Source organism: Nonomuraea sp. NPDC049129 (genome assembly GCF_040648495.1).
Classification (GTDB): Bacteria; Actinomycetota; Actinomycetes; order Streptosporangiales; family Streptosporangiaceae; genus Nonomuraea.
On sequence record NZ_JBEZDU010000021.1, the window covers coordinates 73,669 to 95,488 of the forward strand.

The window sequence follows — 21,820 nt, forward strand, 5'->3', positions numbered from 1 at the left end:
TACCGGCGCTCTCCAAATCGGGTCATTCAGTTGCCATAGTCGCCGGTGGATTGTCATCTATTTCGAAGAATTGGGGGTATTCGGTATGTCCGGCCAGGCGAAGGACTCTGGCGAGCCAGCGCCGCTGGGCCGTACGCGTGACACCCACGGCGCTGTTGTAGAAACGGCGCGAATAGACGACCTTGGCCACGGCCGCGCCGAGCTCTTCGAGCAGCGCCTGGCCGCCGGGCGACTCCGACAGCTTCTCGGTGAAGCGCTCTTGCTCGACCACGGCGCGCAGCGCGCCTGACAAGTCGCTCTCGGCGTGCTCGCGATCGTCCGGCCCGGCCATCCTGGCCTCGTGCGCCGCCGCGGCCAGCACCAGCGAGGTCGCCGGATCGAGCAGCCGGGAGCCGGCCAGCTCCAGCACCACGGCCCGGCGCCGCATGAGCGCGGCGTCGAGCGCCTCGCGGGCCAGCTCCAGCCGGATGTGCAACCGGTCGAGGCGACCGGCCCGCCAGGAGATGTAGACGGCCGTGAGCACCACGACGATGCCCGCGATCAGCACGATCATGGTCGAGGTCACAGCTCATCCCCCACGTCGCTGACCGAGGTCACAGGTCTTCCTCCACGCCGCTGACCGTGGTCACAGGTCTTCCTCCACGCCGCTGACCGTGGTCACAGGTCTTCCTCCACGCCGCCCGCGCCGCTGGCCGTCACCGTCTCGTAGACCCGGACCACGTCACGGGCGACCGTCGACCAGTCGTACTTGCCGACCGCTACCAGCGCCTCCTCGGCCAGCTTGGCGCGCCGCTCGGGGGCGTCGAGCAGCGCCGCCGCCTCGCGGGCCAGCGAGGCCGGGTCGCCGTTGGCGAACAGCGCGCCCGCCTGACCCTCGCCCAGCACCTTGCGGAAGGCCGGGATGTCGCTGGCCAGCACGGTCGCGCCGGAGGCCATGGCCTCGGCCAGCACGATGCCGAAGCTCTCGCCCCGGGTGTTGGGCGCGCAGAACACATCGACCGAGTGGTAGGCGCGGATCTTGTCGGCCTCGCTGACCATGCCGAGCACGGTGACCCGGTCGTGCAGCTCCTTGGGCACCCGGTCGTAGACGTCCTTGGCGTCACCCGGCCCGGCGATCAGGAGCTTGAGCTCCGGACGTTCGGCCGCCAGCGGCTTGAAGGCGTCCAGCAGGATCGGCAGGCCCTTGCGCTCCTCGTCCATCCGGCCGAGGAAGCCGAGCGTGGCGCCGTCGGGCCCCCAGCCGTCGAGCGGTTCGGCGTGGGCGTAGCGGCTGACGGTCACCCCGTTGGGGATCAGCACGGTGTCGCCGCCGAACTGCTCGACCAGGCTCTTTCGGGCCGCGTCGGAGACCGCGATGCGCCCGCTGAGCTTCTCCAGCGCGCTGCGCAGCAGCGGCTCGGCCACCGCGATGGCCCGCGAGCGCGTCCAGGAGGCGTGGAAGGTGGCCACGATCGGGCCCTTGGCCGCCCAGCAGGCCAGCACGCCCAGGCTCGGCACCAGCGGCTCGTGGATGTGCAGCACGTCGAAGCGGCCGTCGCGCACCCAGCGCCGCACCCGGGCCGCCGAGATGAAGCCGAACGACATCCTGGCCACCGACCCGTTGTAGGGCACCGGGATGGCCCGGCCCGCGCCCGTCACGTAAGGAGGCAGCTCCTCGTCGTCGGCGGCCGGCGCGATGACCGAGACCTCGTGATCCTGTGCGATGAGCGCCTGGGCCAGGTCGTCGATGTGCTGTTTGACCCCGCCGGGCATGTCCCACGAATAGGGACAGACGATGCCCACCTTCATCTCGCCAGGTCCTCCAGCCAGAGCCGCTGCAGCATGTGCCAGTCCTCCGGGTGCTCGGCGATGCCCTTCTCGAAGACGTCCGTCAGCCGCTGCGCCACGATGGCGACCTTCTCCTGCCTGGTGCCCTCCTCGGGCACGGGGATCTCCTCGTGGATGTCGATCCCCCAGTCGTCGCCGTGGAAGTAGACGGTGGCGGGCAGCAGCGCCGCGCCCGTCTGGACGGCCAGCAGCGGCGGGCCCGCGGGCACCTTGGTGGCCGAGCCGAAGAAGCGCACCTCGATGCCGCTCTTGGTCAGGTCGCGCTCGGCGGGCAGGCAGACGACGCCGCCCCGGCGTACGCGCGTGGCCAGTGTCCCGAAGTTGTGGCCGTCACCGCCCGTGAGCGGCAGCACCTCCATGCCCAGACCCTCGCGGAAGGCGACATAGCGGCGGAACAGCGACTCGGGCTTGAGCCGCTCCGCGACGGTCGCGAACGGGTGGCCCACGCCCACCAGCCACGCGCCGGCCTGGTCCCAGTTGCCCATGTGCGGCAGCGCCAGCACCACCCCGCGCCCGGCGGCCACGGTGTCGTGGATGTGCTCGGCGCCGGTCACGTGCGTGCGGCGGACGATCTCCTCGCGGCGCATCGACGGCAGCCGGAACACCTCGTGGAAGTAGCGGAAGTAGGAGCGCATGCCGGCCCGGCTCAGCTCGCGCAGCTCAACGCTGCCGGGATCGAGCCCCGTCACCCTGGCCAGGTTGGACTCCAGGCGGCGCACCGACCTGCCACGCTTGCGCCACACCCGGTCGGCCAGCAGCCGGAACGCCCCCGCGGTCGCACGCTGGGGCAGCAGCGGGACGAGCTTCCAGCCGGCCGCGAACCCCGCGGCGACGACCCGATCGGTGACCGAGATCTTCTGGCTCATCGCTCCCTCGTCTGCCGCGTCTGTGAGTGGACGTGGACCACCCGCTGCACCACCGTGACCGCGCTGGCCAGCGCCAGCAGCCACATCCCCGCGGGCAGGACGTACGGTACGCCGAGCCCGGCGAAGAAGGTGGCCACCAGCGCGACGACCAGCCGCTCCGGCCGCTCGGCCAGCCCCACGTCACAGGTGAGCCCGAGGCCCTCCGCCCTGGCCTTGGCGTAGGACACCAGCGTCCCGGCGACCAGGCAGGCCAGCGTCACCGCGGCCATCAGCGCGTCGTCCTTCGAGATGAAGTAAAGAATCAGCCCGGAAAATATGGCCGCGTCGGCCACCCTGTCGAGGGTGGAGTCGAGGAAGGCCCCCCAGGTGCTGCCGCCCTTGCCGCCGAGCCGGGCCACCAGGCCGTCGAGCAGGTCGAACAGCACGAACACCGTGATCAGCAGGGCGCCCCAGGACAGCTGGCCCAGCGGGAAGAAGAGCAGGGCGCAGACGACGGTGCCGATCGTGCCGATCGCCGTGACGACGTTCGGTCCGATCCCGCGGGCGGCCAGAGCCCTGCCCAGCGGGGTGAGTATCCGGGTCATGGCCGGGCGCAGGAGTTTCAGCATCGCGGTCTGATCGTAGGCCATTTACGAGCCGACGACTTTCTTTGCCCCACCCCCCTTGTGATATCCGCCACAGGGGTATTTGGTGAACACACCGCGTCCATGCGGTTTCTGTCCCCTCGCTCGGGCGCGGCGTTGGCACGTCAACCGACGACGCGGGAGGCGAATGTGGCAGAAAAGAACCCTGGTCATGCCATGGGAGCCGCGGGCAGGGCACCAGCGGCCGACAGGGCGGATGCGATACGCAATGTCGTGCTGGTCGGCCATTCAGGGGCGGGTAAGACGACCCTCGTGGAGCAGCTGCTGGCCGCGACGGGCACCGTTCAGCGGGCCGGCCGGGTGGAGGACGGCAACACTGTCAGCGACTTCGACGAGGTGGAGGTACGTCAGCAGCGCTCGGTGAACCTGTCACTGGCGCCGCTGGTGCACAACAGCATCAAGATCAATCTTCTGGACACCCCCGGTTACGCCGACTTCGTGGGCGACCTGCGCGCCGGACTGCGCGCGGCCGACGCCGCCCTGTTCGTCGTGTCGGCCTCGGAGGGCATCGACGGGCTGACCCAGATGCTGTGGGAGGAGTGCAGCCAGGTCGGCATGCCCAGAGCCGTCGTGATCACCAAGATCGACCACCAGCGGGCCGACTTCGACGAGGTCCTCGCCACCTGCCAGGACGTCTTCGGCGACGGCGTGGCCCCCCTCTACCTGCCGGTGATCACCAACGGGCACGTGAACGGCCTGATCGGCCTGCTGTCGCAGAAGTTCTACAACTACGCCACGGGCACGCGCACCGAGAAGGACCCGGGCGCCGAGTACGAGTCGCAGATCGAGGAGCACCGCGGCGTCCTGATCGAGGGCATCATCCAGGAGAGCGAAGACGAGTCGCTCATGGAGCGCTACCTGGAGGGCGAGCCGATCGACACCAAGGTCCTCATCGAGGACCTCGAGAAGGCCGTCGCCCGGGGCAGCTTCTTCCCCGTGCTGTGCAGCGGCATCGGCGTGGGCGCCCAAGAGGTGCTCGAACTCATGACGCAGGGCTTCCCCTCCCCGCTCGAACACCCGATGCCGGAGATCACCTCCCTCGACGGCAAGCCCGTCCAGGGCATCACCTGCGACCCCGACGGCCCGCTGGTCGCCGAGGTCGTCAAGACCACCAGCGACCCGTACGTAGGCCGCATCAGCCTGGTACGCGTCTTCTCCGGCTCCCTGCGCCCCGACATGACCGTGCACGTGTCAGGGCACGGCCTGGCCGAGCGCGGGCACGAGGACCACGATGTGGACGAGCGCATCGGGACCCTCACCTGCCCGCTGGGCAAGCAGCAGCGCGGCGCGCCGAAGGGGGTGGCGGGCGACATCATCGCGGTGGCCAAGCTCTCCCGGGCCGAGACCGGCGACACGCTGTCGGAGGTGGACAGGCCCCTGCTCATGACGGCGTGGGAGACGCCCGAGCCGCTGCTCCCGGTCGCCATCCAGGCCAAGTCCAAGGCCGACGAGGACAAGCTGTCGCAGGCGCTGGGCCGCCTGGTGGCCGAGGACCCGACGCTCCGGCTGGAGAACAACGCCGAGACCCGGCAGCTCGTGCTCTGGTGCATGGGCGAGGCCCACACCGACGTGCTCCTCGACCGGCTGTCCAAACGGCACGGCGTCGAGGTCGAGCGCATCGACCTGCGGGTGCCGCTGCGCGAGACGTTCGGCGGCAAGTGCCAGGCGATGGGCCGCAACGTCAAGCAGACGGGTGGCCACGGCCAGTTCGCGATCTGCCATCTGGAAGTGGAGCCCCTGCCGTCCGGCGGCGGGTTCGAGTTCGTGGACAAGATCGTCGGCGGTGTGGTGCCCCGGCAGTTCATCCCGTCGGTCGAGAAGGGCGTACGCGCGCAGATGGAGCGGGGCGTCGTCGCCGGCTACCCGATGGTGGACGTGCGCGTCACGCTGTACGACGGCAAGGCGCACTCGGTCGACTCCTCCGACATGGCCTTCCAGATCGCCGGGCAACTGGCGCTCAAGGAGGCCGCGTCCAAGGTGCCGACGCTGCTGCTGGAGCCGGTCGACGAGCTGTCGGTGCTGGTGGCCGACGACTACGTGGGCTCGGTGATGTCGGACCTGTCGTCGCGGCGCGGCCGGGTGCTCGGCACCGAGCCGGTGGGCACCGGACGCACCCTGGTCAAGGCCGAGGTGCCCGAGCTGGAGATCACCCGCTACGCCATCGACCTGCGGTCCATGTCGCATGGCACCGGGACCTTCCAGCGCGCGTTCCTGCGCTACGAGCCGCTGCCGACGCACGTGGCGGAGAAGGTCGCCGTCACGGACTGACGTACGGGACCGAGGCCGGGAGGGGCGCCGTCCCTCCCGGCACATCCATTACTCTGGCCACTCGAACATCACGAAACGATTTCTTTTTTCCGGCCTGCGCACGTCGGAGCCAATGCCAGACTGGAACATCATGCGAACCGGACGCCCTCTCATCGCCGCTGCCGCCCTCGCCACCGTCACCGTCGGCGCCGCCTACCTCTTCGGACCGGGAGCCAAGCAGACGCCCGCGGTGACCGCCGCCACCTCCGCGAAGAAGACGGCGGCCGAAACGCGGGACGGGGCCGCCTGCACCGCCGACGTCCGCTACCCCAAGCGCCAGCTGCGCGGCATCTGGATCGCCACGGTCAAGAACATCGACTGGCCCTCGCGCACCGGCCTGTCCGTCGCCAAGCAGCAGGCCGACTACCTCAAGATTCTGGACGCGGCGGTCAAACGCCGCTTCAACGCGGTGTTCGTACAGGTGCGGCCGGCCTCCGACGCGCTCTACAAGTCCTCGATCGAGCCGTGGACGCAGTATCTGACCGGCACCGCCGGAAAGGACCCGGGCTGGGACCCGCTGCCGTTCCTCATCGCCGAGGCGCACAAGCGCGGCCTGGAGTTCCACGCCTGGTTCAACCCCTATCGCGCCTCCTACGACGGCGACGTGGCCGAACTGCCCGCCAACCACCCGGCCCGCCAGCACCCGGGCTGGACCGTCAAGTACGACGGGCGCCTCTACTACAACCCCGGTCTGCCGGCGGTCCGCGAACACGTCACCAAGGTCGTCACCGACGTGACGCGGCGCTACGACATCGACGGGGTGCACTTCGACGACTACTTCTACCCGTATCCGGGCGAGGGCGGCACGTTCAACGACGCGGCCGCCTTTACAAAGTATGGCAAGGGCAAGAACCTCGCCGACTGGCGGCGGGACAACGTCGACAAGCTGATCGCCCAGGTCGACGAGGCCGTGCACGCGACCAAAAAGTACGTCAAGTTCGGCGTCAGCCCGTTCGGCATCTGGCGCAACAAGGCGGAGGATCCCACGGGCTCCAAGACCTCCGGCATGTCGGCCTATGACTCGATTTATGCGGATGCGCGGCACTGGATCAAGGCGGGCACAGTCGACTACGTGATGCCGCAGCTCTACTGGTCGCGCGGCTTCAAGGCGGCCGACTACCGGGCCCTGGCGCCCTGGTGGGCCAACGAGGTCAAGGGCACCGACGTCGACCTCTACATCGGCCAGGCCCTCTACCGGGTGGGCACCAGGGACGACAAGGCGTGGACCAAGCCGGGCGAGCTGTCCGCCCACCTGACGCTCAACCGCGAATACCGGCAGATCGGCGGCGACGTCTACTTCAGCGCCGCACAGCTGCTCAGCAACCCCCTGGGCGCCGTCGACCGCCTGGCCAAGGAGCACTACAGCCGCCCGGCGCTGCTACCGCTCATCAAGGACCGCGGTGGCGAGGCTCCGGCCAAACCCGCGGCGGTCAAGGCGGCCGGCCAGGTCATCTCGTGGAACGCGAGCCAGGGCGCCCGCTCGTACGCGGTCTACGAGGTCCCAAAGTCGGGCCAGGACTGCCAGTCCGTGGACGCCCGCAACCTGGTGGCCGTGGTCACCACACCCACCTTCACCGCCGGCGCGCCGGGCACCTACCTGGTGACCTCCCTCGACCGCCTGCAGAACGAGAGCAAGCCCGCCAAGGTGACGGTCGCCCCGGCTTGAGAGGCTGGAGCTGTGAACGGTCTCGCCACCCACAGCGAGGTGAGACGATGCTGCGGACGGTAGCCGTAGATCGTAGGGGGACATTCCCGTGAGGCGCGTGCTGGTCGTGATGGCGGTTCTCCTGTTCGTCGGGGGGTTCGCCCAGGCGGGGCAGGCCGAGGACGGTGGTGGGCGGGTCGCGCTCATCGGTGTGCCGGGGCTCCACTGGAACGACATCACCCCGAACGACACGCCCAATCTGTGGCGGCTCGCGGGTGCCAGTGCGATCGGATCGCTGTCCGTACGGACTGTGGGCAGTCTGACCTGCCCCTACGACGGGTGGCTCACCGTGTCGGCGGGCACCAGGTCGGCCTCCGGCTACAGCTGCGGCGCGCCACCGGCGCCGGAGGCGAGCGGCCAGGGCGCCGTCATCCCCGACTACCGCTACCTCATCGACGTGGCGGGCCAGCGCAACGCGGGCACGCTCGGCGAGGCGCTGAAGGCCGCGGGCCAGTGCTCGGTCGCGGTCGGCCCCGGCGCCGCGCTGGCGCTGGCCGACCGGAGCGGCGCGGTGTCCCGCTACCTCGCCTCCCCCGATCAGGTCACGGCCGCCGACCTGACGCAGTGCCGGATGGTCGCGGCCGAGGTCGACGACCTCATCCGCCCCTACCTGGCCTCCGGCAAGCTGCCCCGCGTGCCCGACCAGCTCGGCGCCCCCGAGCGCCGGGCCGCGCTGCGGCAGGCCGACGCGAAGGCGGGCGCGCTGCTGTCGGCCCTGCCCGCCGACGCCACCGTCATCCTGGCCGGCCTGTCCGACCACGGCTCCGTACCGCACCTGCGGGTGGCGATGCTGCGCCAGCCCGGCGCGCAGGGCCGCCTGCTCGGCGCCGCCTCCACACACCGCGACGACATCTCGATCCTGCCCGACCTGACCGCCACCGCGCTGACCACGGTCGGCGTGCCGGTGCCCGCCACGGTCGTGGGCGTGCCGCTCCAGGTGAGCACGCAGAGCGCGACGATCGACCGGCTGCGCCGCGCCGACGCCACCGCGCAGACGATCCGCTCGGTCAAGGGCATCTACTTCACGGTCGTCGCCGTGCTGCAGGTCCTGTTCTACCTGATCGCGTTCCTGCTGCTGCGCCGCCGCAAGGGCCTGCCCTGGGTACGCCTGGCCGCGGTCGCCCTGGCCTCGCTGCCCGTCTCCAGCTACCTGGTCAACCTGCTGCCGTGGTCCACCCTGCCGGGCCTGATCGGCGGCGCGCTCGGCTGGACGGCGGCCATCACCCTCCTCGCCTGCGCGGGGCCGTGGCGGCGCAACCCGCTCGGCCCGCTCACGGTCGTGGCGGGCATCACCGCGCTCACGCTCGCCGGCGACCTGCTGACCGGCACGACCCTGCAGCTCAACAGCATCATGGGCTACAGCGCCGAGGTGGGCGCCCGCTACTACGGCCTGGGCAACATCCCGTTCGCGCTGCTGGCCACCGGCACCCTGCTGGCGACCACGACCATCGCCCACCACTTCCCCGGCAAGGTGGGCGTGGCGGCGGTGGCCGTGCTGGGGGCGTTCGCGATGGTGCTCGGCGGCTCGGGCATGGGCAGCGACTTCGGCGGCGTGATCGCGTTCGTCCCGGGCATCGCGGTGACCGCACTGCTCATAGCGGGCAAGCGGGTGTCGATCGTGAAGCTGGGCGCGTTCTGCGTGGCGGGGGCGGTGATCGTGATGACGTTCGCGGTCATCAACTACCTGCAGCCGCCCGACAAGCAGACCCACCTGGGCCGCTTCGTCGGACAGGTGCTCAGCGGCGAGGCCCTCGAGGTCATCCTGCGCAAGCTCAGCGCCATGCTCGCCACGCTGCTCAGCCCCAACCTGATGCCGATCGTGATCGCCGCCACCGCGTTCCTCGTCTACGCGATCCTGCGGCCCGAGCAGGCCTCCGCCGGAGTGGTGCCCGCCGCCTTCACCTACTCCCCCGCGCTGCGCGCCGGGCTGATCGGCACGCTCGTGAGCGGCGTCCTCGGGATGCTGGTCAACGACTCCGGCGCGGCCGTACTGTCGATGGCCCTGGCCCTGGCCATCCCGCTGCTGCTGTCGGCGGGCATCTCCGCGCTGCCGCGGCCGTCAGTCCCAAGCGTCGGCGAGCAGCTCGCGCGTGTCACGAAGTAGCTGCGGCAACACCTTGGTCTGCGCGACGACCGGCATGAAGTTGGTGTCGCCGCCCCACCTCGGCACCACATGCTGGTGCAGGTGGGCGGCGATGCCCGCCCCCGCCACCTGACCGAGGTTCATGCCGACGTTGAACCCCTGGGCCCCGCTCGCCTTGCGCAGCGCGCGCACCGCCCGCTGCGTGAACTCCGCCAGCTCCACCAGCTCGGCGCCATCAAGCAGGTCATAGTCGGGTACGTGCCGATAGGGCACGATCATGAGGTGGCCGGAGTTGTAGGGGTAGAGGTTGAGCACCGCGTACACGACCTCCCCCCTGGCCACGATCAGCCCCTCCTCGTCGCTCATCTTGGGGATGGCGTCGAACGGACACCCGTCGTCGGCGCCCGTCCCGGTCGGCTTGCCCTCGCCCTTGATGTAGGCCATCCGATGCGGGGTCCACAGCCGCTGGAAGTTGTCTGGTGCCCCGGCCCCTGCCTGATCGTGCATATCTAGCAGCATAGGGCCCCAGGTCTTGGGACAAACGGCACAGGCTTCCGGGACAATCCTCAAGACCGCCCAGAGGAGGCCGCGATGACCGACGCATTAGGCGACGACACCACCAACCCGGGCACCACGGGGACGAACAGCACGGGATACGAACCCCCTGCCTACCTCGCCATGGGATATGGCGATACCGGCGCCGGCGCCGGCACCGGCGCTGGCGCTGGCACCACAGAACGAGGCCCCGACCCATACGGTGGCGGCCCGCTCCGCTCCATCGGCCCCAACTCCAGCGTCGACACGGACTCCGGTTCCGGCTGGAGTACCGGCGTGGGCTCCGGCTCGGATTCTGGCTTGGGGTCCAGCTCCGGCTCAGGTTCCGGCTTGGGGCCCAGTTCCGGCTCGGATTCCAGCTCCCGCGCCGGCTCTGGCTTGGGCTCCGGCTCCGGCTCTGGCTTGGGCCCCAGCCCCAGCCCCAGCCCCAGCCCCAGCCCCAGCCCCAGCTTGGACTCCGGCGACGTTGGAGTCCGCTCCATCGGCTCCACCTCTGGTGACGCCGGAATCCGTGGCACCGGTGCCGACTCCAGCGTCGTCAGCGCCCGGAGCATCGGCAGTGACAGTGGCAGTGGCAGTGGCAGTGGCGGATCTCGCAGAAGCGGCGCCGACTCCAGCCGCGTCGGACTCCGCGGCATCGCCCCCGCCAACCCAGAGCCCAGCCCGGACAGCCCTGGTTTCCCTGACCCTGGTTTCCCTGACCCTGGTTTCCCTGACCTTGGCGTCTCCGAACTTGGCCCCTCCGGACCAGGCACCGCCGAACTTCGCCACACCAGCCCTGGACCTGCCAGCCCTGGACCCGCAGGGCTCGGACCCAGCAGCCCTGGACACACAGGGCTCGGACCCGCCAGCCCTGGACCCACGGGGCTTGGATCTACCGGGCTCGGATCCGCCGCAACTCCCGCTGCCGGATCCGGCACCGCGCCGTACGGAGAGGCGGCCGCGACGGCGTTCTCTGGGGACCGGCCGACGGCCACCGCGGCCGTGGTGAAGGGGCAGATCAAGGTCGCCGACGAGGTGGTAGAGAAGGTGGCCTATCTCGCGACAATGGAGGTGTCAGGCGTCGCGGACATGGGCGGCGACCTGGCCCGGGCCTTCGAGTCGGTCCGCGACCGCATCGGCATCGGCTCCCAGCGCGGCAACCAGGGCGTGAGCGCACAGATCCAGGACCGCCAGGTGGCGGTGAGCCTGACGATCGTGGTCGAGTACGGCCATGTGGTGATGGAGGTCGCCGCCGCCGTCAAGACCAATGTGGCCCGCAGCGTCAGCCGCATGCTCGGCCTGCGCGTCACCGAGGTGAACGTCACGGTCGACGACGTCCGCCTCCCCGGCGAGCCCAGACCCACCGAAGAGCCCTCGGGATCAGACCCCTTCTGACCAAGATCCCAACCAGCCCACCGCCCCTGGACACGACTCCAGTGCACCCCCAAGCAGGGCACCCGAACACCGGACCGGTGGAGAGCACCTGAGCACCGGCCCGGTGCAGAACAACGGTCCGGAGCGACGCAGCGGGCCGGAGCGACGCAGGGTAATGGTCCGGTGGCACGTACCGCCCGGAGGCGGGTCAGGCCACCGCGTCGGCCAGGCGGTCGATCTGGTCCGGGTCGGAGGCCCAGCAGTAGAGCATCACCTCGTCGGCGCCGATGCCGGTGAACGCCGTGACCACGTCCCGGATCGCGGCGGACGTGGTGAGCAGCCCGGCCAGCATGTGCTCGGGCCGCCCGGTGAAGGCGTAGTAATCGCCCATCTCCTTTCTGGCCTCCGCCAGCACCGTCTCCGGACCGAGGGCGACGTTGACCTGGGCCACCAGGCGGGGACGGCCCTCGCGACCGGCAAGCTCCCATCGCCGCTCCACGTCGCGGAAGGCCGTGTCCATCCACTGGGGCCCGAGCCCGGCACCCAGGAAGCCATCACCCCATCGGGCGACCCGCTCGAACACCGCCGGGACGAAGCCACCGAACAACACCTCGGGGCCACCCGGCCGAACAGGCGCGGGCCCGATCGGACCCACGCCATCGCCCTCAGGCCGAACAGGCACAGGACTCACCAAACTCACGCCATCGCCACTACCGACCCCATACGGCTTGCCGGACCAGGCGCGTCGCAGGGAGGCGAGCTGTTGGTCGAGGCGACGTCCCCGGCGGTGGACGTCGACACCGGCTGCCAGGTAGTCGTCCTCGCGTCCTGCCGTACCGATGCCGAGTGTGAACCGGCCGCCCGAGAGGCGGTCCAACGTGGCGGCCTGCTTGGCCAGGATCGCGGTGTTGTGCAGGGGCGCGATCAGCACCTCGGTCTGGAGGCGAACACGCGAGGTGGCACCGGCCAGGACGGCGAGGGTGACCAGTGGCTCGGGGTTGTCGTAGACGAGCCGGTCGAGCAGTCCGAGTGCGCTGAAAGGGCCGGCGTCGGCGCGGCGGGCCCAGGTCAGCAGCTGGGCGGGGTCATTGATGGGGAGGCCGAGACCTACGTTCATCGGGGGAACACTCCTTCGAAAGGGCATGCGAACAGATCGCACCGCCCCTCCGGGGTCCTCACACGCGATGTGCGGGCCTTGCTTCCACTCTGCGGCGTATCTCTGGGAAGCGTGATCTTCAGAGTACGGGCAGACTACCGCATTCTCACCGCCCCACAAGTTCTGACAGACCTCATCGACTCCCCCAGAGCACTCCAGACCCCACAGCGCCAGGCCGCAGTACGCAAGAAGGGGTACGGCGAACTCCCGCCGTACCCCTTCTTAGACGCTGGAAAGTCAGACCTGGATGCGACGCTCCACAGCGTCGACGATCTCGGCGATCGCCTCCTCCACGGGCACGCCGTTCTTCTGCTCGCCACTGCGGTAGCGGAACGAGACCGCCCCGTTGGCGATGTCGTCATCACCGGCCAGCAGCATGAACGGGACCTTCGACTTCTGGGCGTTGCGGATCTTCTTCTGCATCCGGTCGTCGGCCGTGTCGACCTCGATCCTGATGCCGCGCTCGCGCAGCTTCTTGGCCACGTCCTGCAGGTAGGGGATGTGCGCGTCGGCGATCGGGATGCCGGCGACCTGCACGGGGGCCAGCCACGGAGGGAAGGCGCCCGCGTAGTGCTCGACCATCACGCCGAAGAAGCGCTCGATCGACCCGAAGAGCGCCCGGTGGATCATGACGGGCTGCTTGCGGGTGCCGTCGGCCGCCTGGTATTCGAGCTCGAACAGCTCGGGCAGGTTGAAGTCGAGCTGGATCGTCGACATCTGCCAGGTGCGGCCGATGGCGTCACGTACCTGCACGGAGATCTTCGGTCCGTAGAAGGCCGCGCCGCCCGGGTCGAGCACCAGGTCCAGGTGCTCGGACTCGGCGACCTCGCGCAGCGTCTCGGTCGCCTCCTCCCAGGCGTCGTCGGAGCCGACGAACTTCTCCGGGTCCTTGGTGGACAGCTCCAGGTAGAAGTCGTCGAGGCCGTAGTCGCGCAGCAGATCGAGGACGAAGCGCAGCAGCGAGGCCAGCTCGTCGCGCATCTCCTCGCGGGTGCAGTAGATGTGGGCGTCGTCCTGCGTCAGGCCGCGCACCCGGGTCAGGCCGTGGACGACGCCTGACTTCTCGTAGCGGTAGACGGTGCCGAACTCGAACAGCCGCAGCGGCAGCTCGCGGTAGGACCGCCCCCGCGCACGGAAGATCAGGTTGTGCATCGGGCAGTTCATCGGCTTGAGGTAATAGCGCGCGCCCTCGAGCTCCATGGGCGGGAACATCCCGTCGCGATACCAGTCGAGGTGACCCGAGACCTGGTACAGCTTCTCCTTGGTGATGTGCGGCGTGTTGACGAACTCGTAGCCCGCCTCCTCGTGCTTGCGCCGCGAATAGTCCTCCATCACCCGGCGGATCACGCCGCCCTTGGGGTGGAAGACCGCCAGCCCGGAGCCCAGCTCGTCGGGGAAGGAGAACAGGTCGAGCTCGGCGCCCAGCTTGCGGTGGTCGCGCTTCTCGGCCTCCTCCAGCATCTTGAGGTAGTCGTCCTGCTTGTCGCGCGACTCCCACGCGGTGCCGTAGATGCGCTGGAGCTGCGGGTTCTTCTCGCTGCCCCGCCAGTAGGCGCCGCCGGAGCGCATGAGCTTGAAGGCCGGGATGGACCTGGTGGAGGGCACGTGCGGGCCGCGGCAGAGGTCCTTCCAGCACAGCTCGCCGGTCTTCGGGTCGAGGTTGTCGTAGATGGTCAGCTGACCCGTGCCGACCTCGACGCTCTCCTCCTCGAGCGAGCCGCCCTTGAGCCCGATGAGCTCGAGTTTGTACGGCTCCCCGGCCAGCTCCTCGCGGGCCTCGTCGTCGGAGACGGCCCGGCGGGAGAACAGCTGCCCCTGCTTGACGATCTCGCGCATGCGCTTCTCGACGCGCTTGAGATCATCGGGGTGGAACGCCTGCTCGACGTCGAAGTCGTAGTAGAAGCCGTTTTCGACGGGCGGCCCGATGCCCAGCTTGGCCCCGGGGAACAGCTCCTGCACCGCCTGCGCCATGACGTGGGCGGTGGAGTGGCGGACGATGGCCCGGCCCTCGTCGCTGGAGACCTCGATGGGCTCGACGACGTCGCCATCCGCGACCTGGTGGGCCAGGTCGCGGGCCTCGCCGTTGACCCTGGCCGCGATGACGGTGCGGCCGTCGGCCTCCAGCGCGTCACCGGCCGTCGTGCCGGCCGCGACCACACGCTCGGCTCCGGCGAGGGTGATGCGTAGCTCGGCTGACACGGTGACTCCCTTGGATAGCAGTGTTGGTGGTAAGCACCGATGCTATCGCGGGTGAAACCCCAGCCTTGTCAGGTCTTCCCGGCTCCCGCGGAAGACGTTGCGATCCAGCGGGCTGTTGGCGTATTGGTGAATCGTCCACTCGCCCCAGGGACCGGGCACCAGCGGCTCGCCGCAGGGTTTCTCCGGGTTGGCGATCCACAACGGATAGTCACCGAGCCCCGCGCAGTGACCTCCGCGGGCGAACCACGGGAAGGTGTAGACGAACGGGCGCACGCCGCCGTGCCGCTCGACGTAGCGGCACCAGCGGCGGGCATATTGGGCGACCTGCTCGGGCCGGATCCCGTCGTTGCTCTCCAGGTCGAGCGCGACCAGGTCGCCGCGGCGAAAGCCGCCCGCCGCCCCCACCGCGTTCAGGAAGTGGCGGGCCTGCTCATTGGGGTCGCCCTTCGGGCGGGCGTAGTGGTAGGCGCCGCAGACGATCCAGCTCTCCCGCATGCCCTGCCAGTTGCGGGCGAAGTACGCGTCGGTGTAGTCGCCGCCCTCGGTGGCCTTGGCGAAGGCGAACGCTACCCCGGCTCCCGCGTGGCCGGTCCAGTCGACGGAACCTTGCCAGTTGGACACGTCTATGCCATGCAGCAAGCGCTTCACCTTGCGGGAGTTTATTCGGATGCCTCCCGGTCACCCCACCGACGCGCCGGTCAGGGCTGATCAGAGCCGGTCAGAGAAGTGTCTTGAGGAATGCCCTGGTGCGTTCCCGATGGGCGAACTCGGAGGCCACGAACTCCGTCACCCCGGCCTTGGCCAGCCCGTCGAGCTGGGCGCGCACGGTGTCCTCGTCGCCGACGATCGCCACGTCACCGGGGTCGGCCGCGCCCTCCCGGTCGAGCATGGCCCGGTAGGAGGGCAGCTGGCCGTAGATGGCGAAGATCTCGTTGGCGCGGGCTCTGGTGGCCTCGACGTCGTCGGTGACGCTGATCGGCAGCGAGCAGACCACGCGCGGCGCGGGCCGCCCGGCTTCGCTCGCGGCGGCGGTGATGGTGGGCGCGACGTGCTCGGCGACCGTCTTGGGGCCGGTCATCCAGAGCACGGTGCCGTCGGCGACGGTGCCGGCCAGCTTGAGCATGCGCGGGCCCAGGGCCGCGATCAGCACCCGCAGCCCCGCTCCCGGCGTGGTGAGCCGGGCGTGGGCTTTGAGGGTCTCGCCGTCGTAGTCGACCTGCTCGCCGCGCGTGGCCGGCATCAGGATCTCCAGGTATTCCTTCATGTGCCTGCCCGGCCGCTCGAAGCTGTAGCCGAACATGTTCTCGATGACCATCTGGTGCGACAGGCCGATGCCGAGCGACAGCCGCCCGCGTACCGCCGCGTTGACCGTCATGGCCTGCTGGGCGAGCGCGAGGGGGTGACGCGGGAAGGTCGGCACCACGGCGGTGCCGAGCTCGATGCCGGGCACCTGGCTGCCCGCCACGGCCAGCGTGGTGAGGGCGTCGAGGCCGAAGATGTGCGAGAGCCAGGCGGAGGCGAAGCCCTCGTCGGCGGCCTTGGCGAGCTTGTCGCGGAGCCCGCCCAGCGGGTCCGGATCCTGAGATTCGTTCAGGAGCAGTCCGATACGCATGGCAACAGAACTCCATTCTAGTGACTGACGCGAGTCTAGCCGAGCCTCGCCGAGCGGCCACTCGTAAAGTGGCCTCATGACCCACGAACGCGCCGGACAGCCCGCCCAGCCCGCCGACCTGGTCGACGTGGCCAAGCTGGTCACCGCCTATTACGCCCTCCACCCCAATCCCGACGAGGTGGCGCAGCGGGTGGCGTTCGGCACCTCCGGGCATCGTGGCTCGTCGCTGAACACGGCGTTCAACGAGGATCACATCCTCGCCACCAGCCAGGCGATCTGCGAGTACCGCCACGCCCAGGGCACGGACGGGCCGCTGTTCCTCGGCGTCGACAGCCACGCGCTCTCGGAGCCCGCGCGGGTGTCGGCGCTGGAGGTGTTCGCGGCCAACGGGGTACGGGTCCTCATCGACAGCCGCGACGGCTACACGCCGACGCCCGCCGTCTCGCACGCGATCCTCGCCTACAACCGCGGCCGCTCCACCGGACTGGCGGACGGGGTGGTGATCACGCCGTCGCACAACCCGCCGCCCGACGGCGGCTTCAAGTACAACCCGCCGCACGGCGGCCCGGCCGACACCGACGCCACGACCTGGATCCAGGACCGGGCCAACCGCCTGCTGGCCGGGGGCATGAAGAACATCCTCCGCGTTCCGTACACGAAGGCCCTGCGGGCGGACACGACCGGGCGCTACGACTTCGTCGGCGCTTACGTCGGCGACCTGCCCTCGGTCCTCGACCTCGACGCGATCAGGTCGGCGGGGGTACGCATCGGCGCGGACCCCCTCGGCGGGGCCAGCGTCGCCTACTGGGGGGAGATCGCCGAGCGGCATCGGCTGGACCTGACCGTGGTCAACCCGCTGGTGGATCCGACCTGGCGGTTCATGACGCTCGACTGGGACGGCAAGATCCGGATGGACTGCTCGTCGCCGTACGCCATGGCCTCGCTCATCGCCAGCAGCGGCGAGTACCAGATCTCCACCGGCAACGACGCCGACGCCGACCGGCACGGCATCGTCACGCCCGACGGCGGGCTGATGAACCCCAACCACTACCTGGCCGTGGCCATCTCCTACCTCTACGCGCACCGCGACGGCTGGCCCGCGGGCGCCGGGGTGGGCAAGACGATGGTCAGCAGCAGCGTCATCGACCGCGTGGCGGAGTCGCTCGGGCGGCGGCTCTACGAGGTGCCTGTGGGCTTCAAGTGGTTCGTGCCGGGGCTGCTGGACGGCTCGCTCGGGTTCGGCGGCGAGGAGAGCGCCGGGGCCTCGTTCCTGCGCCGCGACGGGTCGGTGTGGACGACGGACAAGGACGGCGTGATCATGGCGCTGCTGGCGTCGGAGATCCTCGCGGTCACGGGGCGCTCGCCGAGCGAGCACTACAAGGAGCTCACCTCCCGGTACGGCGAGCCGGCGTACGCCCGGGTGGACGCGCCCGCGACGCGGGAGGAGAAGGCGGTGCTCGGCAAGCTGTCGGCCGACCAGGTCACGGCGACGTCGCTGGCCGGCGAGCCCATCACCTCGGTGCTGACGGCGGCGCCCGGCAACGGGGCGGCGCTGGGCGGGGTGAAGGTGTCGACCGAGAGCGCCTGGTTCGCGGCCCGGCCGTCGGGGACCGAGGACGTGTACAAGATCTACGCCGAGTCCTTCCAGGGACCCGAGCACCTGGCCGAGGTCCAGAAGGAGGCCCGCTCCCTGGTCTCGGCCACCCTGGGCTGAGGCCCCGACCGCCGCACGCTCGGCCTCCAACAGAGACCGGGCGTGCGGCGGGCAGGCAGGACGGGTGGCCAGGGCTGAGGCCGGGCCGGGGCTGGGGTCAGGCGGGGCTGAGGTCAGGTCAGTTCGCGGCCGGGCCGGCTGTCCACGCGGGTGCGGCCCAGGTCGGCGCGGCGGCCCGCCTCGACGCCGGCGCGGTAGCCGGTGCCGCTGGTGCGTGGCACGCTGAGCCGGATGCGCGGGTAGTGCGCGGCCACCACCCGCTCCACCTCCGCCCGCCGGTCGGCCAGCATGAGCGCGGTGCTCGCGGCGGGGGCCCGCTCCTCGGCCCGCGTCTCGGCCTCGCGCAGCAGCCGGTACACCTCGTCGGTGAACCCGAGCAGCCACGATCGCCGGTAGGCGCGGATCGCGGTGTCGGGCGGCCGTACCCGGGCCAGTCCCGTGGCCATCTGCAGCAGCAGCGAGGTGGCCAGTACGTCGGCGCGTTCGAGGTCGGCGGCGAAGCCGAAGACGTGCACCCGCTGCCCGCCGTCGCCGCGCCCGATGAGCAGCGGCCGGCAGCGCAGGGCCTGCGCGACCAGGCTGACGAGCCGCGCCTTCTCCCGGGCCCACGGGTTGGGCAGGGTGACGATCCGGTCGCCCGGCGCCTGGCGGGTGTCGGCGGGGTCGAGGGAGTCGATGCCGTACTTGGCCATGAGCGACGCCGCCGCCGCCATGAACGTGGCCCGCTCATGCTCGTTGTCGGTACGTTCGGCCTTGGCCAGGAGCTTTCTGACCCGTTCGAGCGTGCGCTCCCTCAACCGGCCCCCCCGGGCTCAGGACTTGGTGGTCAGCATCCGCCCGTCGTCGGCGATGGCCGGGAAGGCGCCGGTGTCCACGATGCCGTGCTGCTGGTACAGAGCCTCGATGAGCGCGTGCGCCTCGGGCTCCAGCTTCCACAGGGCACGATACTGGCGGGCGGCGGGCAGTGAGAGGCCGATCTCCTGCGCGATGTCGATCGTGCGCGGCACGATGCCCTTGGCGATCTGCCTGTCCCAGTAGTCGCGGGCGGAGCGCATCAGCGCGGCCCGCTGGGCGGTGTCGACGACCTGCGGCGTGGTGTCGAACACCTGGACGTCCTCGTCGTCGTCCTGGACGAGCTCGACCAGCGCGGGCGGCAGGGCGGGGCGGGCCGGCACGGGGTGGTGGTCGGCCTCCGGCTCCCAGGGCACGCGCGGGTCGGCGTCGATGAGGGCGGAGGTGTTGTACAGGGCGGCGATCTGGGCGAGCAGCGCCTCCTGGCGGCCCTGGTCGACGGCCAGCCCGGTGTGCTCGACGGCCTGGTCCATGGCCTTGTCGAGCTTGGCCAGCGCGCCGCGCATCTTGCGCTCGGACGCGCCGCCCTCGCGCAGCGACTTGGCCCGCTTGGCGGCCAGCGCGACGCGGGTGAGCCTGCGGTGCGCGTCGACCTCGCTCGCGGTGCGGTCGCTCACTTCGGCCAGGCCCACCCTGACCAGCAGCCGTTCGGGGGTGAGGCGCCAGTTGATACGGCCGGTGCCCCTGATGCGGTGCCGTTCGATGGCCATGCCACGCTCCCACAGCCAGGCGGCGACCAGCGGCGCGGCGAGGCGGAAGACGGCCTCGGGCAGGCTGCGCGCGTCCATGCTGGACAGTACGGCGGTCAGGCAGGTCAGCGCCCACACGGCGATGCCGTCGATCCCGGCGGAGAAGTTCTCGCGCATGTTGCGGCGCGCCCGTACGGCCGAAGTGATGATCGCGACCTCGATGAACGCGAACAGCAGCAGCCGCAGCGGCCCGTCGAGGCCGAGCACGTCACCGGAGAAGCGCCACATGCCCTGGGCGGAGACACCGGTGGCGATGGAGGCGGCCACGACGGTCAGGACGTCCTCGATGGGACGTGGGGCGATATAGCGCGAGACGACCCAGGCGAGGGCCCGCCAGGCGACCCTGAGTATCAGGTAGGCGAGCACCAGCCCGGCCAGGCCCAGCAGCGCTATGACCGCGGTGGCGAACGGCTTGTCGGCGACGAAGGCAGCTATTTCCTCGAATGTGGTGGGCATCAGTCACTATCCGTGAGGCTCAAACTCCGCTTATAGCGAGATCATCGCAGAATGTGGCGTACCTGTACGCCAAACGGCCTCTGCCGCCCCGCTTTGCCCACGTTTACCACAATCCTCCCCCGGCACAGGAGACCTCGCGTTCATGAAGGTCGTGACGCAGAATGGAGCCGGTCGGCCTAGGAGGCTTCGTGAGCAAGCGATCGCGCAGACGCCGTGCTCTCCCCAGTGGGGCTCCGAGCTGGCTACCCGGGTTCGGTCCGGGTGAGCCGCACGGCCCCGACGACGAGGATTTTCCGTTCGACGAACCTGGCGGAGGAGAAGGCGGGGTGCGCGAGCCACGCCGGCCCAAACCGGCGCCGCCGTCGCTGATGGCGGAGGCCCTGTTGCCCGAGCCTCCGGTGCGGGCGCGCGACCGGTCGATCCCATCCCCGGACGAGGTCACGAGCATGCCGGCGCTCGGCTGAGCCTGGCCGGATCGCGTCCTGCGGATGGGACCATCTATGTAGGGATTTATCCCAACAAAGTGTGATGTATCCCAGCAGGACGGATTTCGATGTCAGACTCAGAGTTCCCGCTCGTCCAGTTCATGCGCGAGGGCTTCGACCCGGTGGCCGAGCTCGGCCGCATCCGCACCGAGCAGCCGGTGTTCCCGATGTCGATCCCGGGAGACCAGACGGTCTATCTGGTCACCCGCTACGACGACGTGCGTAGCGTGCTCGCCGACCATGAACGGTTCAGCAACGACTTCGGCAACGTGATCGGTCTGGGCACCAACCAGGAGGATCCGGGCGGCCTCGGCTTCCGCGACCCGCCTGAGCACACCAGACTGCGCAAGTACCTGACGCCGGAGTTCACCATGCACCGCCTGCGCAGGCTGGTGCCGCGCATCGAGGCCCTGGTCGAGGAGTGCCTGGACCGGATGGCGGCCAACGGGTCGCCCGCCGATCTGGTGGAGGCGTTCGCGCTGCCGATCCCCTCTCTGGTCGTGTGCGAACTGCTGGGTGTGCCGTACGAGGAACGGTCCGAATTCCTGAAGATCAGCACGAACCGCTTCGACCTCACCGCCGGGCCCGAGGCGTCCCTCCAGGCGATCAACGACGCGATGGCGTACCTGACGGACCTGGTCGCCCGCGAACGGCTGAACCCCGGCGAGGGCCTGCTCGGGGAGTTGCTGCGCGAGCACGGCGACGACCTCGACGACCGGACGCTGGCCAGCATGGCCGACGGCCTGCTGACCGGCGGCCACGACACCAGCACGAGCATGCTCGCGCTGGGCACGCTCTGGCTGCTGGAGAACCCCGAGCAGGCCGCCCGGGTACGCGAGGACGACCGCTACGCCGAGCAGATGGTCGAGGAGCTGCTGCGCTACATGACCGTGGTGCAGGTGGCCTTCCCCCGCTTCGCCCGCGAGGACCTGGAGCTGTTCGGCCACTCGATCAAGAAGGGCGAGATGGTGCTCTGCTCGCTCACGGCGGCCAACCGCGACCCCCACCTCGGCGAGGGGATCGAGGAGGTCCGGCCGGAGCGCCCGACGGCGGGCTCGCACCTGGCCTTCGGGCACGGCATCCACCGCTGCGTCGGGGCGCCCCTGGCGCAGATGGAGATGCGGATCGCCTTCCCCGCGCTGCTGCGGCGTTTTCCGGGGCTCCGGGTGGCGGGTGAGGTGCCGTTCAGAAAGCTCGCCATCGTCTATGGCGTGGAGAAGCTACCCGTAGCGTGGTAGAGCGGTTACGTTCACA

18 protein-coding genes are annotated in these 21,820 nt (G+C 70.2%); 7 read left to right on the forward strand and 11 right to left on the reverse strand.

Going from position 1 to position 21,820, the window contains the following annotated elements; all coding sequences use genetic code 11:
- Positions 1-22 precede the first annotated feature (22 nt).
- The 4 genes from AB0B64_RS44835 to pgsA form a co-directional block, all read right to left on the reverse strand.
- Positions 23-565: a hypothetical protein gene (locus tag AB0B64_RS44835; RefSeq protein ID WP_357955589.1), complete on the reverse strand. Its 543-nt coding sequence runs from the start codon at positions 563-565 to the stop codon at positions 23-25.
- A 92-nt stretch (positions 566-657) separates the two neighbouring features.
- The gene (locus tag AB0B64_RS44840; RefSeq protein WP_357955591.1) at positions 658-1,788 is read right to left on the reverse strand and encodes a glycosyltransferase family 4 protein; all 1,131 of its coding nucleotides are present in this window, start codon (positions 1,786-1,788) and stop codon (positions 658-660) included.
- Positions 1,785-2,693 (reverse strand): phosphatidylinositol mannoside acyltransferase, encoded by a 909-nt coding sequence (locus AB0B64_RS44845; RefSeq protein WP_357955593.1) that lies wholly within the window; start codon positions 2,691-2,693, stop codon positions 1,785-1,787. The genes AB0B64_RS44840 and AB0B64_RS44845 overlap by 4 nt, the downstream gene beginning before the upstream one ends.
- Positions 2,690-3,322 carry a phosphatidylinositol phosphate synthase gene (gene pgsA, locus AB0B64_RS44850; RefSeq protein ID WP_358187255.1) on the reverse strand — a complete coding sequence of 211 codons (633 nt, stop codon included), beginning with the start codon at positions 3,320-3,322 and terminating at the stop codon, positions 2,690-2,692. Before pgsA ends, AB0B64_RS44845 begins: the two co-directional genes overlap by 4 nt.
- 144 nt (positions 3,323-3,466) lie before the next feature.
- Here pgsA and AB0B64_RS44855 point away from each other — a divergent pair, with 144 nt between their 5' ends.
- The 3 genes from AB0B64_RS44855 (at position 3,467) to AB0B64_RS44865 (ending at position 9,453) form a co-directional block, all read left to right on the forward strand.
- Positions 3,467-5,605 (forward strand): elongation factor G-like protein EF-G2, encoded by a 2,139-nt coding sequence (locus tag AB0B64_RS44855; RefSeq protein WP_358187258.1) that lies wholly within the window; start codon positions 3,467-3,469, stop codon positions 5,603-5,605.
- A 130-nt stretch (positions 5,606-5,735) separates the two neighbouring features.
- Positions 5,736-7,310 carry a family 10 glycosylhydrolase gene (locus tag AB0B64_RS44860; protein WP_357955599.1) on the forward strand — a complete coding sequence of 525 codons (1,575 nt, stop codon included), beginning with the start codon at positions 5,736-5,738 and terminating at the stop codon, positions 7,308-7,310.
- 88 nt (positions 7,311-7,398) lie between these two features.
- Positions 7,399-9,453, forward strand: coding sequence for a hypothetical protein (locus tag AB0B64_RS44865; protein WP_358187264.1), 2,055 nt, complete (start codon positions 7,399-7,401; stop codon positions 9,451-9,453).
- Here the strand turns inward: AB0B64_RS44865 and AB0B64_RS44870 are convergent.
- On the reverse strand, positions 9,409-9,939 hold the full coding sequence (locus tag AB0B64_RS44870; protein WP_308016238.1) for an HIT domain-containing protein: 531 nt from the start codon (positions 9,937-9,939) through the stop codon (positions 9,409-9,411). The two genes, AB0B64_RS44865 and AB0B64_RS44870, sit on opposite strands and share 45 nt — an antisense overlap.
- Before the next feature lie 1,035 nt (positions 9,940-10,974).
- On the opposite strand from AB0B64_RS44870, the gene AB0B64_RS44875 reads away from it, so the two are divergent.
- Positions 10,975-11,364, forward strand: a complete 390-nt coding sequence (locus AB0B64_RS44875; protein WP_357955607.1) for an Asp23/Gls24 family envelope stress response protein — start codon at positions 10,975-10,977, stop codon at positions 11,362-11,364.
- Between the two features lie 187 nt (positions 11,365-11,551).
- Here the strand turns inward: AB0B64_RS44875 and AB0B64_RS44880 are convergent, their stop codons facing one another.
- The 4 genes from AB0B64_RS44880 to AB0B64_RS44895 all read right to left on the reverse strand — a co-directional run bounded on the left by AB0B64_RS44880 (position 11,552) and on the right by AB0B64_RS44895 (position 16,310).
- Entirely contained in the window at positions 11,552-12,460 is a 909-nt protein-coding gene (locus AB0B64_RS44880; protein ID WP_358187270.1) for an LLM class flavin-dependent oxidoreductase, read from the reverse strand.
- Positions 12,461-12,736: 276 nt separating this feature from the next.
- Positions 12,737-14,719: a threonine--tRNA ligase gene (gene thrS / locus AB0B64_RS44885; RefSeq protein ID WP_357955862.1), complete on the reverse strand. Its 1,983-nt coding sequence runs from the start codon at positions 14,717-14,719 to the stop codon at positions 12,737-12,739.
- Between the two features lie 21 nt (positions 14,720-14,740).
- Positions 14,741-15,346, reverse strand: coding sequence for a glycoside hydrolase family 25 protein (locus tag AB0B64_RS44890; RefSeq protein ID WP_357955611.1), 606 nt, complete (start codon positions 15,344-15,346; stop codon positions 14,741-14,743).
- Positions 15,347-15,416: 70 nt separating this feature from the next.
- On the reverse strand, positions 15,417-16,310 hold the full coding sequence (locus tag AB0B64_RS44895; protein WP_357955613.1) for an LLM class F420-dependent oxidoreductase: 894 nt from the start codon (positions 16,308-16,310) through the stop codon (positions 15,417-15,419).
- Positions 16,311-16,386: 76 nt separating this feature from the next.
- Here AB0B64_RS44895 and pgm point away from each other — a divergent pair, with 76 nt between their 5' ends.
- The gene (pgm, locus tag AB0B64_RS44900; RefSeq protein ID WP_358187277.1) at positions 16,387-18,024 is read left to right on the forward strand and encodes a phosphoglucomutase (alpha-D-glucose-1,6-bisphosphate-dependent); all 1,638 of its coding nucleotides are present in this window, start codon (positions 16,387-16,389) and stop codon (positions 18,022-18,024) included.
- A 113-nt stretch (positions 18,025-18,137) separates the two neighbouring features.
- Here pgm and AB0B64_RS44905 read toward each other — a convergent pair whose 3' ends face one another.
- Together AB0B64_RS44905 and AB0B64_RS44910 are read right to left on the reverse strand one after the other, a co-directional pair.
- Positions 18,138-18,821 carry a DUF2786 domain-containing protein gene (locus tag AB0B64_RS44905; RefSeq protein ID WP_358187280.1) on the reverse strand — a complete coding sequence of 228 codons (684 nt, stop codon included), beginning with the start codon at positions 18,819-18,821 and terminating at the stop codon, positions 18,138-18,140.
- 15 nt (positions 18,822-18,836) lie between these two features.
- On the reverse strand, positions 18,837-20,081 hold the full coding sequence (locus AB0B64_RS44910) for a hypothetical protein (protein ID WP_357955619.1): 1,245 nt from the start codon (positions 20,079-20,081) through the stop codon (positions 18,837-18,839).
- Positions 20,082-20,269: 188 nt separating this feature from the next.
- On the opposite strand from AB0B64_RS44910, the gene AB0B64_RS44915 reads away from it, so the two are divergent.
- Together AB0B64_RS44915 and AB0B64_RS44920 are read left to right on the forward strand one after the other, a co-directional pair.
- A complete protein-coding gene (locus AB0B64_RS44915) occupies positions 20,270-20,545 on the forward strand; it encodes a hypothetical protein (RefSeq protein WP_357955621.1) in 276 nt (91 codons plus the stop codon).
- A gap of 89 nt (positions 20,546-20,634) precedes the next feature.
- Positions 20,635-21,804: a cytochrome P450 gene (locus AB0B64_RS44920; protein ID WP_357955624.1), complete on the forward strand. Its 1,170-nt coding sequence runs from the start codon at positions 20,635-20,637 to the stop codon at positions 21,802-21,804.
- Positions 21,805-21,820 lie beyond the last annotated feature (16 nt).